General features: G+C 63.2%; 15 protein-coding genes. 11 read left to right on the forward strand and 4 right to left on the reverse strand.

All coding sequences use genetic code 11. The features are described 5' to 3' along the window. The first annotated feature begins 8 nt into the window (after positions 1 to 8). The 4 genes from IVB50_RS07215 to IVB50_RS07230 all read left to right on the forward strand — a co-directional run bounded on the left by IVB50_RS07215 (position 9) and on the right by IVB50_RS07230 (position 2950). A complete protein-coding gene (locus IVB50_RS07215) occupies positions 9 to 365 on the forward strand; it encodes a c-type cytochrome (RefSeq protein WP_018460302.1) in 357 nt (118 codons plus the stop codon). Continuing rightward, the gene (locus tag IVB50_RS07220; RefSeq protein ID WP_018460303.1) at positions 362 to 1291 is read left to right on the forward strand and encodes a transporter substrate-binding domain-containing protein; all 930 of its coding nucleotides are present in this window, start codon (positions 362 to 364) and stop codon (positions 1289 to 1291) included. The genes IVB50_RS07215 and IVB50_RS07220 overlap by 4 nt, the downstream gene beginning before the upstream one ends. 113 nt (positions 1292 to 1404) lie before the next feature. Next, entirely contained in the window at positions 1405 to 2394 is a 990-nt protein-coding gene (locus IVB50_RS07225; RefSeq protein WP_085384845.1) for a tripartite tricarboxylate transporter substrate binding protein, read from the forward strand. Positions 2395 to 2524: 130 nt separating this feature from the next. After that, positions 2525 to 2950, forward strand: a complete 426-nt coding sequence (locus IVB50_RS07230; protein WP_085350671.1) for a hypothetical protein — start codon at positions 2525 to 2527, stop codon at positions 2948 to 2950. Positions 2951 to 3008: 58 nt separating this feature from the next. Here IVB50_RS07230 and IVB50_RS07235 read toward each other — a convergent pair whose 3' ends face one another. After that, on the reverse strand, positions 3009 to 3977 hold the full coding sequence (locus tag IVB50_RS07235) for a helix-turn-helix domain-containing protein (RefSeq protein ID WP_007601369.1): 969 nt from the start codon (positions 3975 to 3977) through the stop codon (positions 3009 to 3011). Between the two features lie 512 nt (positions 3978 to 4489). Between IVB50_RS07235 and xoxF5 the strand changes: the two genes are divergently transcribed. The 7 genes from xoxF5 (at position 4490) to IVB50_RS07270 (ending at position 12388) form a co-directional block, all read left to right on the forward strand. Continuing rightward, positions 4490 to 6295, forward strand: a complete 1806-nt coding sequence (xoxF5, locus tag IVB50_RS07240) for a lanthanide-dependent methanol dehydrogenase XoxF5 (RefSeq protein WP_018460306.1) — start codon at positions 4490 to 4492, stop codon at positions 6293 to 6295. 109 nt (positions 6296 to 6404) lie between these two features. Then, positions 6405 to 6893, forward strand: coding sequence for a c-type cytochrome, methanol metabolism-related (locus IVB50_RS07245; RefSeq protein ID WP_007601366.1), 489 nt, complete (start codon positions 6405 to 6407; stop codon positions 6891 to 6893). 61 nt (positions 6894 to 6954) lie between these two features. After that, complete coding sequence (locus tag IVB50_RS07250; RefSeq protein WP_018460307.1) at positions 6955 to 8064, forward strand: S-(hydroxymethyl)glutathione dehydrogenase/class III alcohol dehydrogenase; 1110 nt, start codon at positions 6955 to 6957, stop codon at positions 8062 to 8064. 33 nt (positions 8065 to 8097) lie between these two features. Next, the gene (gene gfa, locus IVB50_RS07255) at positions 8098 to 8661 is read left to right on the forward strand and encodes an S-(hydroxymethyl)glutathione synthase (RefSeq protein WP_018460308.1); all 564 of its coding nucleotides are present in this window, start codon (positions 8098 to 8100) and stop codon (positions 8659 to 8661) included. 642 nt (positions 8662 to 9303) lie between these two features. Then, positions 9304 to 9756 (forward strand): (2Fe-2S)-binding protein, encoded by a 453-nt coding sequence (locus IVB50_RS07260; protein ID WP_007601363.1) that lies wholly within the window; start codon positions 9304 to 9306, stop codon positions 9754 to 9756. A gap of 1 nt (position 9757) precedes the next feature. Then, positions 9758 to 12070 carry a molybdopterin cofactor-binding domain-containing protein gene (locus tag IVB50_RS07265; RefSeq protein WP_085384846.1) on the forward strand — a complete coding sequence of 771 codons (2313 nt, stop codon included), beginning with the start codon at positions 9758 to 9760 and terminating at the stop codon, positions 12068 to 12070. A 57-nt stretch (positions 12071 to 12127) separates the two neighbouring features. Next, positions 12128 to 12388 carry a hypothetical protein gene (locus IVB50_RS07270; protein ID WP_018460310.1) on the forward strand — a complete coding sequence of 87 codons (261 nt, stop codon included), beginning with the start codon at positions 12128 to 12130 and terminating at the stop codon, positions 12386 to 12388. Between the two features lie 306 nt (positions 12389 to 12694). On the opposite strand, the gene IVB50_RS07275 is transcribed toward IVB50_RS07270, so the two are convergent. The 3 genes from IVB50_RS07275 to IVB50_RS07285 form a co-directional block, all read right to left on the reverse strand. Continuing rightward, positions 12695 to 14422, reverse strand: a complete 1728-nt coding sequence (locus tag IVB50_RS07275; protein ID WP_018460311.1) for a methanol/ethanol family PQQ-dependent dehydrogenase — start codon at positions 14420 to 14422, stop codon at positions 12695 to 12697. 116 nt (positions 14423 to 14538) lie between these two features. After that, the gene (locus IVB50_RS07280) at positions 14539 to 15192 is read right to left on the reverse strand and encodes a Rieske (2Fe-2S) protein (protein ID WP_018460312.1); all 654 of its coding nucleotides are present in this window, start codon (positions 15190 to 15192) and stop codon (positions 14539 to 14541) included. Positions 15193 to 15456: 264 nt separating this feature from the next. After that, positions 15457 to 15921: a group III truncated hemoglobin gene (locus IVB50_RS07285; RefSeq protein WP_247295107.1), complete on the reverse strand. Its 465-nt coding sequence runs from the start codon at positions 15919 to 15921 to the stop codon at positions 15457 to 15459. Positions 15922 to 15989: the final 68 nt, after the last annotated feature.

The following is a 15989-nucleotide window of genomic DNA, read 5'->3' on the forward strand; positions in this document are numbered from 1 at the left end:
ACGGCACGATGCTGAGAAAGCTATCTCACAAGACGGTGGCGATCCTCGCCGCCGTCGCGGTGCTGACGGTCGCGCTTGCGGCGACCGTTCGTGCCGCGGATGATTCAACCGGCAATCCCGTGCAGGCACAGATCGACCACGGCAAGTCGACCTATGCCGAGAAATGCTCGCACTGCCACGGCCCCAACATGATGAACCCCGGCACCATCACGCCGGACCTGCGCGCCTTCCCCGACGACAAGACGCGCTTCGTCACCACCGTGAAGAACGGCAAGAACAACAAGATGCCGCCCTGGGCTGACATTCTCAGCGACGAGGAGATCGGGAATCTCTGGGCCTTCATCTCGAGCCGGAGAAAACCATGAGGCGCTGGCTGGCCGTTTGGAGCATTGCCGCGATTCTCGCGGCGGCGGCCGCAGCTGCACGCGCGGCCGACGATCCGCTCAAGATTTGTCTCGACGAGGTCAGGCCGCCGCTCTCCGTGCATCACAAGGGCAAGCCCGGCTCGGGTTTCGACGTGCTGCTGGCGCAGGCGATCGCCGACCGGCTCGGACGGCCGCTGACGATCCAGTGGTTCGAGAGCAAGCTGGACGAGGATTCGAGCCCGCAGCTCGAGGCCAATGCGCTGCTGTCCGATGGGCGTTGCTCGCTCGTCGGCGGCTACGCGCTGACGACGGACTCCCTCGTCAAGCCCGGCATGAAAACGGCGCGCTTGCCGGATTTTGCCGGCGCCACGCGCGACGACCGGCGCCGCCGCGTCGCGCTCGGCGTGCTCGCGCCGAGCCAGCCCTATGTCTACTCGCCGATGACGGTCGTGCTCGGGCCGAAGGCGCGGGGTCGCAACATCGGCGATATCGGAGATCTCGCCGGCCTGCGCCTCGTCATCGAGAGCGGCTCGCTCGGCGATGCGATCCTCATGACCTTCGACAAGGGGCGCCTGATCGACGACATCACGCATCTCGTCCCCGGCCGCGATGATCTCCTCGGCGCACTTGCCCGTGGCGATTATGACGCGACGCTGATCGACCTCGGCCGCTTCGACGCCCATCGCGCCGCGCACCCCGACACGGCGATCACCGCGTCCGGCTATTACTATCCGATCGGGGCCAATCGCGGCTATGTCGGGCTGGCCAGCGATCCCGCACTGCTCGACGCCGTCAACAAGGCGCTGACCGGGCTTGCTGCCGAGGGCAAGATCGCCGAATTCGGCACACAGGCGGGGCTGAGCTATCTGCCGCCGCGGGAGCCTGCGATCCTTGGCGACGTCTGGTTGAAGATCATTCAGCGCTAGTGGACAGCTGGCGCACCCAGCGCGGCCCTTCGAATGCGCCAATCTGTCTCGCCAGCCACCCATGGCAGAGGCGACCCGATGCAGTACCGTCGGCGACAACCCGGGAGAGAATCATGTCCGCAAAACTCGATCGCCGCCGCTTCATCGCCGCCGGCACCACCACACTCGCGATGCCTTTCGTCTCGCGTGGCGCCTCGGCGCAGGCTGCGTGGCCATCGCGGCAGATCCGCATGATTTGCAGCTATCCCGCCGGCGGACAGACCGATCTGCTCGCGCGCGCCTATGGTGAATTCATTGCCAAGCAGGTCGGAAAGACCGTCGTCGTCGAGAACAAGCCCGGTGCCGCCGGCGCGATCGGGACGGCGGAGGTCGCCCGCGCAGAGCCCGACGGCCACACAATCCTGTGCTCGATCTCGACCACCTACATCATGAACCGGGTGGTGATGAAGACTCCCGGCTACGACATGGACAAGGATTTGACGCTGGTCAGCGTCATTCCGGGCGCCGGCCTGTTGCTGGTGGCGAACCCGAAAACCGGCGTCAAGACGCTGGAGGATTTCGTCGCCTTTGCGCGCAAGAGCGGCAAAGTCAACTTCGGCACCTATAGCGCGGGCTCGGCCCCGCATATGACGGTCCACGAGCTCAACAAGCAGTATGGCCTTGCCATCGAGCCGATCCACTATCGCGGCGAAGCCCCGATGTGGACGGGCATGCTGGAAGGTACGCTCGATGTGGCCATGGGCAGCTACACCGCAGCGCAATCGGTCTTGCAAAGCGATCGCGGCACCGTGTTCGCGGTGCATTCGAAGAAGGTCGACGCCATCCCTGATATCAAGACCCTCCCCGAGCAGGGCGCGACGTCGAAATTCTTCACCGTCAGCGGCTTCTCCGGTTGGGCCGTGCCGAAAGCGACACCGCAGCCGGTCGTCGACCGCCTGGCGGAGCTTTGCGTCGCTGCCAACAGCGATCCGAAGGTGAAGGAGGTTCTCAACACGTTCGTGCTCGAACCCGCGATCGGCTTCAAGGAAACCAACGCCCTGTATCAGCGCGAGCTGCCGATCTGGATCGAGAGCGCGCGATCGCTCGGCCTCGAACCCGCCTGAACCGCGAGGCATGACGCCCTTCGCAGCGCGGCGTCCGACCAAAGCCTAGTGCCGGAAGCGCATTTTCCCGCTATGATTGTGCGACGCTGGCGGGAAGGTCTCGCCGGCGCGGACGAGAAAGGCCGATCCCATGACACCGGATGGCGTTGCCGTAGCCGTCATGATCATCCTACTCTTTCCGATGGGCTATTTCACCCTGGCGTCTCCGGCCTTCCTGCTGGTGAAGCTGGATATCCAGCCCGTCGCCCAGCTTTTGCGCGGAATGTTCAATGCGCATTTTCTGGTGATGCGCGTTGCCGGAATCATCGGAGCGGTCGCTTTCCTGCTCGACGGTCGTCTGGTCGCAGCGATGGGCGTTGGCCTCCTTGCAGCCTTGGCGATCTATGGGCGCCGCTGGTTCATGCAACAGATGGACGAACAGCTCAGCGCCAGGGACGCCGGCGATGCCGAGGCCCCGCGCCGGCTACGCCGACTGCATTGGAGTGGAATGCTGGGCAACGCGGTGTTGCTCGTCGCTCTCCTGACCAGCATTCCCTACATCGCCATATCGGCATGAGAGACATCGCGGGCGCGTGACGGTCAACCGTCGCGTCGACTCCGAACCTGGCGTTTGCCTAGTGCTCGTCCGCCGCAACCGCGCCCTGTTGCGCCTTGTGGATCGAGGACGGCACTACGCCGAAATATTTCCGGAACACCCGGCTGAAATGCGATGAGCTGGAGAAGCCCCAGGAGAACGCGACGTCGGTAATGGTCTTGCCGGCGTGGGCCTCGAGCTCCTGGCGGCAATTCTGAAGACGCGCCTGCCAGATGTAGTCGCTCACCGTGGTGCCGCGCTCCGAGAACAGCATGTGCAGATAACGCTTGGAGCAGCCCAGTTCGCCGGAGATCTGGTCGATGCACAGATCCGGATCGCGCAAATGCTCGCGGATGAAGAATTGCGCGCGCACATAGGTCGCTTCGGGTCCGACGCGATCGAGCATCGTGTCGGCCTCGCGCAGCGGCAGCAGCAAGAGGTCGATCAGCGAATCGGCGACGCCGACCGCACTGTTCGCCGACAGCTTGGCCGCCTCGTCGAAGGTCGCATGGACGAAATCATGGGCGATGCGCCCCGTCCCCGTGCGTGAGGTCAATTTGCAGGCGGGCATTCGCTGCGACGGGAATCCACGGTCGCGCAGCAGCGCCTTCGGCACGATCACCACGTCATGGCGCGTGAAAGCGGGACTGATGATCGAATGCGGACAGGAGACGTCATAGGCGATGATGTCGCCCGGGTTCAGCTCGATGTGGCGGCCTTCCTGCTCGAAATAGGACACGCCGTAAGTCTGGAAGTGGATCTTGATATACGGGTGTTCATTGGCCTTGGCGCGCGCCAGCGTGTGCGCGATGCGATGTTGGCTGACCTCGATCTGGCAGAGCTTCAGACGCGAGACGCTGGTGTAGTCGATGCGGCCTTCGAGCGAAGACGCTTCCAGCGGATCTACGTCGAAATGCCCACACAGGCTGGTCAGCCCGTCGATCCAGCTTTGGATCTGACGTTTCGGCGTCATGCCCGTCGTCGAGAGCGTGTGAATCGTGTCGGACATTAATCCAGCCACTGGTTTGATCCGGAGATTTGACGCGAATCGCGAGCCGCGCTGCCGGAGCCCTGAACCGTGATTGCGTGACGTTTACCTCGATTTTGAGCGATCTTCTAGAACGAGCGCCATCGTTCCATTGCCACCCTTGTAAGTTAATCCTCCGCCTTAGTTGCAGCGCCGTCAAGCGGAACCTGAGCGGTGAAGGCGCTGCCAAAGCGTTGCGGAAGCCGCTGAATTCGCTACTGCAAAATCAAAAACTTCCGACCCGTGCGCTGTCAAGCAAACCAGCTTCTCTCTTGGGCAAGTTTCCCGATGACGAAGTCGTTAGGGATTGTATCAGGAACAACAAGAACGGGCCGCTCCGCACGTGGACCCGTGGCTCTCATCAGGAGGAGGAAACACCACAGCATCGTTTCTGGTCCAATCGTGACCGCCCTGCACGAGCAGACGCCGGACGAAAAGCCCGGCGATTAAGCAATGCTTCGGAAACAATAAACGAGACCAATGGAGGAATGACTATGCGCAAGGTACTACTCGCGGCCTATCTTGGCTCCGCGGCGGCTCTCGCCGTCGGCAGCGCGTCGGCCAACGACGAAGTGCTCAAGATGTCGCAGAACCCGAAAGACTGGGTGATGCCGACCGGCGACTACGCCAACACCCGCTATTCCAAGCTGAACCAGATCAACGCACAAAACGTAGGCAAGCTCCAGGTCGCCTGGACCTTCTCGACCGGCGTGCTGCGCGGCCACGAAGGCGGCCCGCTGATCATCGGCAACATGATGTACGTCCACACGCCGTTCCCAAACAAGGTCTACGCTATTGACCTTTCCAATGAGAACAAGATCGTCTGGAAGTACGAGCCGAAGCAGGATCCGAACGTAATCCCAGTGATGTGCTGCGACACGGTCAACCGCGGCCTGGCCTATGGCGACGGCAAGATCTTCCTGCATCAGGCCGACACCACGCTCGTCGCGCTCGATGCCAAGAGCGGTCAGGTGGCATGGACCGCGAAGAACGGCGACGCCAGCAAGGGCGAGACCGGTACTTCGGCCCCCATGGTCGTCAAGGACAAGGTGCTGATCGGCATCTCCGGCGGCGAGTTCGGTGTTCAAGCCCATATGACCGCCTACGACATCAAGACGGGCAAGCTGGCTTGGCGCGGCTACTCTGAAGGACCGGACGATCAGATCCTGGTCGACGCAGAGAAGACCACCGCACTCGGCAAGCCGGTCGGCAAGGACTCGAGCCTGAAGACCTGGCAAGGCGATCAGTGGAAGATCGGCGGCGGCGCCACCTGGGGCTGGATCTCCTACGACCCCGAGCTGAACCTCGTCTATTACGGGTCGGGCAATCCCTCGACCTGGAATCCGAAGCAGCGTCCCGGCGACAACAAATGGTCGATGACGATCTGGGCTCGCAACCCTGACACCGGCCAGGCCAAGTGGGTTTATCAGATGACGCCCCACGACGAGTGGGACTATGACGGCGTCAACGAGATGATCCTCTCGGACCAGGCCATCAACGGCCAGCCGCGCAAGCTGCTGACGCATTTCGATCGTAACGGCCTCGGCTACACGCTCGATCGCGCCACCGGTGAGCTTCTGGTCGCCGAAAAGTACGATCCGAAGGTGAACTGGACCTCCGGCGTCGACATGGACAAGAACTCGCCGACCTACGGCCGCCCGAAGGTGCTCGATGCAGCTTCGACCGACAAGGCGGGCGAGGACCACAACGTGAAGGGCATCTGCCCGGCCGCGCTCGGCACCAAGGACGAGCAGCCGGCAGCCTACTCGCCGGACACGCAGCTGTTCTACGTTCCGACCAACCACGTCTGCATGGACTACGAACCGTTCAAGGTGAGCTACACCGCGGGTCAGCCCTACGTGGGCGCAACGCTCTCGATGTATCCGCCACAGGGTGAAACCCACATGGGCAACTTCATCGCCTGGGACGGCAAGACCGGCAAGATCGTCTGGTCGAACAAGGAGCAGTTCTCGGTCTGGTCGGGTGCGCTCGCAACCGCGGGCAACGTGGTGTTCTACGGAACGCTCGAAGGCTACCTGAAGGCAGTCGACGCCAAGACCGGCAAGGAGCTCTACAAGTTCAAGACTCCCTCCGGCATCATCGGCAACGTCACCACCTATGAGAACGGCGGCAAGCAGTATGTCGCAGTGCTCTCCGGCGTGGGCGGCTGGGCCGGCATCGGTCTGGCGGCAGGCCTGACCGATCCGACCGCCGGTCTCGGCGCCGTCGGTGGCTACGCGGCGCTCAGCAACTACACGGCACTCGGCGGTACGCTGACCGTGTTCTCGCTGCCCAACTAGGCCTCTCAGCATCGCTCCGGCGCGTGGATCAACTCCACGCGCCGGCTCGTCTCACCGAATGCCTTCCGAGGAAAATCTCTTGCGTAAAATCTGCTCTGCCATTGCTGCGATGTTCTTGGTCGCGTCCGGGGGAATTGCCGTCGCTGACGGATCAGGTGACCCGACTGCCGTCAAGCAGAACGAAACCGGCGAATGGTCCGACAAGGAAGGCAACCCAACCTACAAGATCACCGACGGATCCGTCGACTGGTACACCTATTCCGGATACCGCCGCTATCACTCGGATTGCCATGTGTGTCACGGCCCGGACGGCATGGGCTCGACCTACGCCCCGGCGTTGAAGGATTCGCTGAAGACGATGAGCTATGCCGATTTTCTCGGCGTCGTCGCCTCCGGCCGCAAGAACATCTCGACTGCTGCAGAGAACGTGATGCCGGCCTTCGGCGATAACCCGAACGTCGCCTGCTACATGGACGATCTCTACGTCTACCTGCGCGCCCGCTCCAACGAGGCCTGGGGCCGCACAAGACCCGGCAAGCACGAGGACAAGAACGACGCCTATACCAAGAACGAAGATTCGTGCATGGGCAAGAAATGAACGTGCGGAGCCCGACCAGGACCTGGATCTGGGCGCCCTGCTGGAATTTAAGGAGCTTAAGATGAAGACACGTGCCGCCGTCGCTTTCGAAGCCAAGAAGCCGCTCGAGATCGTCGAAGTCGATCTGGAAGGACCAAAGGTCGGCGAAGTCCTGGTCGAGATCAAGGCGACGGGCATCTGCCATACCGACGCCTACACGCTCGACGGCTTCGACAGCGAGGGAATTTTCCCGTCGATCCTGGGCCATGAGGGCGCGGGCATCATCCGCGAGATCGGTGCTGGCGTGACCTCGGTGAAGCCGGGCGACCATGTCATCCCGCTCTACACGCCGGAATGCCGGCAATGCAAAAGCTGCCTCAGCCAGAAGACCAACCTCTGCACCGCGATCCGCGCGACGCAGGGCAAAGGCGTGATGCCCGATGGTACCAGCCGATTCTCCTACAAAGGCAAGCCGATCTACCACTACATGGGCTGCTCGACCTTCTCGAACTTCACCGTGCTGCCGGAGATCGCGGTCGCCAAGATCCGCGAGGACGCGCCGTTCGACAAGAGCTGCTACATCGGCTGCGGCGTCACCACGGGCGTCGGCGCCGTCGTTAACACCGCCAAGGTCGAGCCGGGCTCCAACGTGGTCGTGTTCGGCCTCGGCGGCATCGGCCTGAACGTGATCCAGGGCGCCAAGATGGCTGGCGCGGACAAGATCATCGGCGTCGACATCAACGACTCCAAGGAGGAATGGGGACGCCGGTTCGGCATGACCGACTTCGTCAATCCCAAGAAGATCACCGGCGACATCGTCCCGCATCTCGTGACCCTGACCGACGGCGGCGCCGACTATACCTTCGACTGCACCGGCAACACCACAGTGATGCGCCAGGCGCTGGAAGCCTGCCATCGCGGCTGGGGCACCTCGATCATCATCGGCGTTGCCGAATCCGGCAAGGAGATCGCGACCCGCCCGTTCCAGCTCGTCACCGGGCGAAACTGGCGCGGCACCGCCTTCGGCGGCGCGCGGGGCCGCACCGACGTGCCGAAGATCGTCGACTGGTACATGAACGGAAAGATCCAGATCGACCCGATGATTACCCACACGCTCAAGCTCGAAGACATCAACAAAGGCTTCGACCTGATGCATGAGGGCAAGTCCATCCGTTCAGTCGTCGTGTTCTAGTTCGAAAAGCGTCACCCCAAGGAGGATCGACCCATGACTGTTGCACTCCATCCCTCGATCGATAACGGCATCAAACAGGGCAGCGGCAGCTTCGCCGGCGGCACGCTCGCATGCAAATGCAAGGACCATCAGGTCAAGGTCGCCGTCAAGGGCGACGTCGCGCATAATCACGCCTGTGGCTGCACCAAGTGCTGGAAACCGCAGGGGGCGAATTTCTCCGTCGTCGCCGTGGTACCCCGCCAGAACGTCACCGTGCTCGAGAACGGCGACAAGCTCCAGATCGTCGATCCATCGGCGACGATCCAGCGCTACGCCTGCAAGGCCTGCGGCACGCACATGTACGGCCGCATCGAGAACAAGGATCACCCGTTCTACGGCCTCGACTTCATCCACCCCGAACTGTTCCAGGAGCAGGGTTCGCAGGCGCCGCAATTCGCCGCCTTCGTCTCGTCGGTGATCGAATCGGGCGTGAAGCCGGAGCAGATGGGCGGAATACGGGCTCGGTTCAAGGAGCTTGGACTTGAGCCCTATGACTGCCTGTCACCGGCGCTGATGGACGCGATCGCGACCCACGTGGCGAAAGCCAAGGCCGCTTAAGCAAAGGCCGCCTGAGCAAAGGTCGCCTGACGTTTGCTGCGCCCCGTCCGCTCGCGTTCCACCACACCCAGCGAGCGGACGGAGCCGGCCCGGGACAATCGCGGCGATGCCGCCGCTTTTCAACTGCACTTGTGTGGGGACCGTCAACTCCCTCAGTCCTGGTCTCTGAATGACTGCGCAGGGCCGCCGGCTTCCGGCTTGAAGTCCGCGGCCTGCGTTTCTCCCTCCCTCGACTGAGGCATCCTGCTTCGTCCGCACAGGTCTTCTGGCGGACGAAGCTCTTTTTTTAGTGCGCCCATCTCGAGAGGCGCGCGGCGCGATGGGGCGCCCTGCTTTTGACAAACCTTCGTTGCAATCTTTTCCCGTCGAGAACAGCTGATTGGAAAACACTTGGCTGTGAACGCCAGACCGAAGCGATCCTGCTACGATCGCGTCGTGACGATGCCGCGCGAAATTCAATAATCAAGAACACGACGGGAGGTATCGAGCACATCCGGACATGACATTGGCATTCCTCTGAGTCCTGCCGGGATCTGCCCGCGCGGGAGGACGGCTGGAACGCGACGCCGCGCAGCGGGCGTTCCACCGACCGGCATCTGGAAAATCTGAAATCGGCAAGCTTATGAAGAGCGAGGGACGATCATGATCAAGGTGAAGATCAATGGCCAGGAACAGAGCTGGGACGGCGACCCGGATCTCCCGCTACTCTGGTTCCTGCGCGACGAGGCCGGGCTGACCGGCACCAAGTTCGGCTGTGGCCAGGCCCTGTGCGGCGCCTGCACCGTTATCGTCGACAAGGAAGCCGTGCGCGCCTGCATCACGTCGATCAACGACGTCGCCGGCCGCGAGATCACGACGATCGAGGGACTGCATCCGAACGGCGATCACCCGGTGCAGAAGGCCTGGCGTCAGGTCAACGTACCCCAGTGCGGCTTCTGCCAGGCGGGCCAGATCATGCAGGCGGCTGCGCTGCTGATGGACAACCCGAAGCCGTCGCACGACCAGATCCGCGAGGCGATGTCCGGCAACATCTGCCGCTGCGGCTGCTACCAGCGCATCGAGAATGCGGTCCATCTCGCATCGACGGGAGTGTGACATGAATTTCATCGACAACCCGAAGAAGCTTCGTGGCTTCGAGAAGAACATCAAGGTCGAGAAGGTTTCGCGCCGCAGCATCCTGAAGGGGCTCGGCATCACCGGCGGCTTTGTGCTCGCGGCGCCCGTGATGTCGCGCCAGGCGTTCGCCTACGAGACCGGCGCCGGCAAGATGCCGCACGGCGTCGTGGTCGATCCGCGCGTATTCGTCGCGGTCGCGCCCGACGGCACCGTCACCATCCTCGCCCACCGCGCCGAGATGGGAACGGGCGTGCGCACCAGCCTGCCGCTGATCGTGGCCGAGGAGATGGAAGCCGACTGGTCACGGGTCAAGGTGGAACAGGCCCATGGCGACGAGGTCAAGTTCGGCAACCAGGACACCGACGGCTCGCGCAGCACGCGGCATTATCTGATGCCGATGCGCCAGATCGGTGCCTCCGCCCGTACCATGCTTGAGCAGGCCGCCGCGAAACGCTGGGGTGTGCCGGCAACCGAGGTCAAGGCCGTCAATCACGAAGTCGTCCACAGCGCGACGAGCCGCAAGCTCGGGTTCGGCGAGCTCGCAGCCGACGCTGCCAAGGAGTCGGTCCCGAGCATCGAAGGGCTCAAGCTGAAGGACCCCAAGGACTTCCGCTATCTCGGCAAGGGCCAGATCGGCATCGTCGATCTCCATGACATCACCACCGGCAAAGCGCGTTACGGCGCCGACGTGCGGCTGCCTGGCATGAAGTATGCCGTGATCGCGCGCCCGCCGGTGACCGGCGGCAAGTTGGTCTCGTTCGATCCGGACGCGGCGTTGAAGGTCCCGGGCGTGGAGAAGGTGATGGAGGTGCGCGGCTGGCCGTGGCCGTCGAAATTCCAGCCGCTCGGCGGCGTTGCCGTGATCGCGCGCAATACCGGCGCGGCGATCAAGGGTCGCGACGCGCTGAAGCTGACCTGGGACGATGGCGCCAACGGCAAATACGATTCCGTCGCCTACCGCAAGGAGCTCGAGGAGGCCTCGCGCAAGCCGGGCCTTGTGGTGCGCCAGGAAGGCGATGCCGAGGCTGCTCTGAAGGGCGCCGACAAGGTCGTCGTCGGCGAATATTATCTGCCGCATCTTGCTCATGTCAGCATGGAGCCGCCGGTGGCGGTCGCCGACGTCAAGGGTGACAAGGCGGAGATCTGGGCGCCGGTGCAAAGCCCGGGCGGTACGCGCGAGGACGTCGCGAAGACGCTCGGCATTCCCGAGGGCAATGTCACGGTCAACGTCACGCTGCTCGGCGGCGGTTTCGGCCGCAAGTCGAAATGCGACTTTGCGCTCGAGGCCGCGTTGCTGTCGAAGGAGCTCGGCGTACCCGTCAAGGTGCAGTGGACGCGCGAGGACGACGTCCGCCACGATTTCCTGCACACGGTCTCCGTGGAACGGATCGAGGCGGGGCTCGACAAGAGCGGCAAGGTGATCGCTTGGCGCCATCGCAGCGTGGCCCCGAGCATCGCCTCGACGTTCGCGGCGGGTGCAAAGCATGAGGCGCCCTTCGAGCTCGGCATGGGCCTCGTCGACATGCCGTTCGAGATCGCTAACATCTCCTGCGAGAACCCGGAAGCCGCGGCGTTCACCCGCATCGGCTGGTTCCGCTCGGTCTCGAACATCCCGCGCGCCTTCGCGGTCCAGTCGATGGTGGGCGAGATCGCCCATGCGACCGGCCGCGACCAGAAGGAGACGCTGCTCGCGCTGATCGGGAGCCCGCGCATCGTCAAGCCCGCCGTGAAGGACATGTGGAACTACGGCGAGCCCTTGGACAGCTATCCGATCGACACCGCGCGCCTGCGCAAGGTGGTCGAGCTGGTCGCCGAGAAGGGCGAATGGGGCCGTCAAGTGCCGAAGGGCCATGGCCTCGGCATCGCCGTGCACCGCAGCTTCGTCAGCTATATCGCGACCATCGTCGAGGTGGCCGTCGACGACAAGGGCAAGCTGGCGGTGCCGCGGGTGGACACCGCCATCGACTGCGGCACCTATGTCAACCCCGAGCGCATCGCCTCCCAGATCGAGGGCGCGGCGATCATGGGGCTCAGTCTCGCCAAATACGGCGAGATCACCTTCAAGGACGGCAAGGTGCAGCAGAAGAACTTCGACGACTTCCAGGTCCTCAGGATCGACGAATCCCCTGCGGTGACCAACGTCTACATCGTGCCGCCAGGACCCGACACGCCGCCGAGCGGCGTGGGCGAGCCTGGCGTCCCGCCATTCGCGCCGGCGCTGATGAACGCCATCTTCGCCGCGACCGGAAAGCGCATCCGCAGCCTTCCGCTCGGCAAGCAATTGGAAGCGTAAAGGCGGGAACACAAGGCGGCCTCGCGCCGTTTGCATCGATCTGACAGGAGCAGATCGATGACCCATATCCCAAAGGCGCTCGCAGTCTCGTTGCTGTCGAGCGCCTTTCTTTTGACGGCCACTGGCGCATACGCCCAGAGCAACACCACGCCGCCGACAACGGCGACGCGCCCCAGCACGCCGGACCAGAACTCGCTGCCCAACGCCAATGCCACGCCGCCCTCGACCACCCAGACTACCGGACAGCACAATCCCGATCCCAAGGTTCGCGAGATGAACCAGAAGGAAAAGGACAAGGTCGAGCGCGAGGGGAAGTAGCGATCTGAGCATCGGCGTTTTGACATCGCGAATATCGGCTCTACTTCTTCGCCGAAGCGCATCGATGTGCCCTCTTTCCTTGCGGGAGAGGGCAGCGACGCCAGTTGCCACGATCACGCGTGGGTGGGGGGTATGCCTGCGCGGGTCCGCACATTGAGACGCGCGGATAGAACCCCTCATCCGGCGCTTCGCGCCACGTTCTCCCGCAGGGGAAGAAGGGACAACGCCCACGCAAAATGCGGCGGACGTTACCGTCCGCCGCATTTGCCCCCTGACACTCCGCTTCTTTCGATCCGCCAGCGGGGCCTATTTCTTCAGCGCGAACACCCAGATCACGCCGCCCTGCGGCACGTTGGCTTCGATGCCGATATTGTTGGTCACGAGGGCATCCTGGATGCGCTGCGCATCCACGCCCCATCCCGACTGGATCGCGATGTATTGCGTACCGTCGATCTCATAGGACACCGGCATGCCCATGATACCGGAATTGGTCTTCTGCTCCCACAGCAGCTCGCCACTCTTGGCGTTGAAGGCGCGGAAGTTGCGGTCGTTGGTGCCGCCCACGAAGACGAGATCGCCCGCGGTCGCCGTCACCGATCCGAACAGCTGCGATTTCGGGAAGTTGTGTTGCCACATCTTCTTGCCCGTAACGGGGTCCCAGGCCTGGAGCTCGCCGAAATGATCCGCCCCGGGCTTCGTCTTCAGCCCGATGTCCTCCGGCTTGGTGCCGAGCCAGAGTTCGCCGGGCTTGAGCGGAACCTTCTCGCCGGTGAACCCGCCGCAGAAATTCTCGTTGGCGGGCACGTAGACGAGGCCGGTCTTCTGGCTGTAGGCCGCCGAGGGCCAATCCTTGCCGCCCCACAGCGACGGACAGAACTCCACGCGCTTGCCGACCATCGGCTTGTGCGCGGGATCGACGATCGGCCTGCCACTCTCGGCGTCGATGCCCTTCCAGACGTCGGTGGAGACGAACGGCCAACCGGCGACGTAGTTGATCTTGGTCGGCGTGCGCTCGAGTATCCAGAAGATCGCATCGCGTCCCGGATGGACCAGACTCTTGATGTTGCGACCGTCGCGTTGCAGGTCGATCAACATCGGCGCTTCGACCTCATCCCAATCCCAGGAATCGTTCTGGTGATACTGATGATAGGTCTTGATCTTGCCGGTGTTCGGATCGAGCGCGAGCACCGACGAGGTATAGAGATTGTCGCCCGGATGCATCTCGCCGGGCCAGGGCGCGGCGTTGCCTACGCCCCAATAGATCGTCTTGGTGTCCTTGTCGTAATTGCCGGTCATCCAGGCCGAGCCGCCGCCGTTCTTCCAGTCCTCGCCCTGCCAGGTGTCGTGGCCGGGTTCGCCTTCGCCCGGAATCGTATAGGTCCGCCAGAGCTCCTTGCCGTCCTTGGCGTCATAGGCGGCGACATAGCCGCGCACGCCGAACTCGCCGCCGGAGCCGCCCACGATGACCTTGCCGTCGACGATCAGCGGCATCAGGGTCATGTACTGGCCCTTCTTGTAATCCTGAACCTTGGTGTCCCACACCACCTTGCCGGTCTTGGCGTCGAGCGCGACGACATGGTCGTCGGTAGTGGCCAGATAGAGCTTGTCCTCCCAGAGGCCGACGCCGCGACTGGTCGGATGCAACTGGAACAGGTCGTCGGGGAGCTGCCGCTTGTAGCGCCAATATTCGTCGCCGGTCTTGGCGTTCAGCGCGATCACCTGGCCCATCGGGGTCGCCACGAACATCACGCCGTTGTTGACGATCGGCGGCGCCTCGTGACCTTCGACCACGCCGGTCGCGAAAGTCCAGACCGGGGTGAGGTTCTTCACATTCGAGGTGTTGATCTGGTCGAGTGGGCTGTAGCCCTGCCCGTCATAGGTCCGCCGGTAAAGCATCCAGTTGGCGGGCTCCGGGTTTTCCAACCGCTGCGCGGTAACCGGCGCGTAGTTCTCGATCGGGCCTGACATGGCGGCGGTCGATGCAAGACACGTGAAGGCGACAAAGCCGGACAGTAACCATTGCTTCCTGGTCATGGACGTTCCCCTTTTATATCCGTTTGAATTCTTGTTTTGAATTCTTGTCGTTCGTCCCGTCGTCCGCCCATCGGCGGATGCGGCCTCTCGTGACGCGGGCACAACCCGCACGCCCATCATCCCGGCTGCGCGCCACCTACCTTTCCGATGAAGTTCCCGGCGACGCTGAGCGAGCCGTCAGCCAGCGCCAGCGGCAGCGCAGCGAGCCGTCGCGGCGCCGGCCCGAACACGACCTGCGCGCCCGCGCGAGGATCGTATTCGGAGTTGTGGCACATGCATTTGAGCACTTCCTTGTCGCCGACATCGCTCTTCACCCAGGCCGTGACAGGACAGCCGGCATGCGAGCAGATTGCCGAATAGGCGAGGATGCCGTCGACAGCGCGCGCTTTCGTCTGCTCGTCGAGCTCGGTGGGGTCAAGGCGGATGATCAGAATCTCATTGAGGCGCGAGGCGCTGCGCACGACCGATGTCTTCGGATCTTTCGGCCAGGCATGCACCGGCGGTCCGCCGGCCGACAGAGCGGCCGCGGTGACGGGCTTTCCCTCCTGATCGCCTTCGGAGAACACGAGCAGATCGCCCTTCTGAGGCCGTTCGTCGGAGCCGGGCGCATCCTCGCCCGCGTGGACCTGCGTGGAACAGGCGAGGCACGCCGTGGTGGCCAGCGCATTCATCAACAGCGCCCGCCGGGTTTGCTCCGTGCAGGCGTCAGCGTCGGATTCCGCTGTGTTGTCGGAGGATGAAGAGGATGTGTTGAACGATGCACGCGACATGCCCGCAAGCAGGCGCTGGAACTCTGCCGAAAAAAAGGCAAAGATTTTTTCCCGCAGTGCATCACATGGTTATGCTCGCACTGATTGAACGAGAACACGCGCATTTACGCGCATTTTTCTAATTGCAACGTCACGCTACGCGACCGGCATGATGATTTTGCAGATCAGATCAATGCTGCCGGTATTGGTGCAATGCGCCGACGCTCGGCGCCATCGTAGCGCCATCAGCGCGGCTGCGCATTTCTCAGGCAGGCGTTTTGTGTTCTAGGAGCGGAGCACGTGACGCGGCGCAGCGATGCGTCCGGCCAACGTTGCCGACGCCATCTCAAAACTGTCGGCGATGCGGCGCGCCCTGTCGATGAAGAGCGCGGCTGCCGGCGGCGGGCAGACCTCGCGTGCCGTCTGTTCGAACAAATCGAGCCAGCGGTCGAAATGATCCCCGATCAGGTTCAGTGGCATATGCGCCCGCATCGGTGAACCATGGTAGCGGCCGCTCATCAGCACGACCGACGACCAGAAATCCCGGAGCTTGGCCAGATGCTCGTCCCAATTCTGCACGTTCGCGAACACCGGCCCCAGCAGCTCATCCTCGCGGATGCGCCCGTAGAAGCGGGTCACGAGTTCCCCGATCATCTCTTCGGTGATCCCCGTGCGCTCGATTGCATCCTGGGTCAGCAAATTCCGCCGCGCGGTCGCAGCCTCGCGCTCGGCCTTCAGTCGATCCGACATGTCCCTTGTTATCCGTTCCGTTGTTCCCGCACGGCGCCCGTTCGACATTGTCGGGCCGATTGCGCGCG

The sequence above is a fragment of the Bradyrhizobium sp. 87 genome (genome assembly GCF_023073015.1).
Classification (GTDB): Bacteria; Pseudomonadota; Alphaproteobacteria; order Rhizobiales; family Xanthobacteraceae; genus Bradyrhizobium; species Bradyrhizobium canariense_D.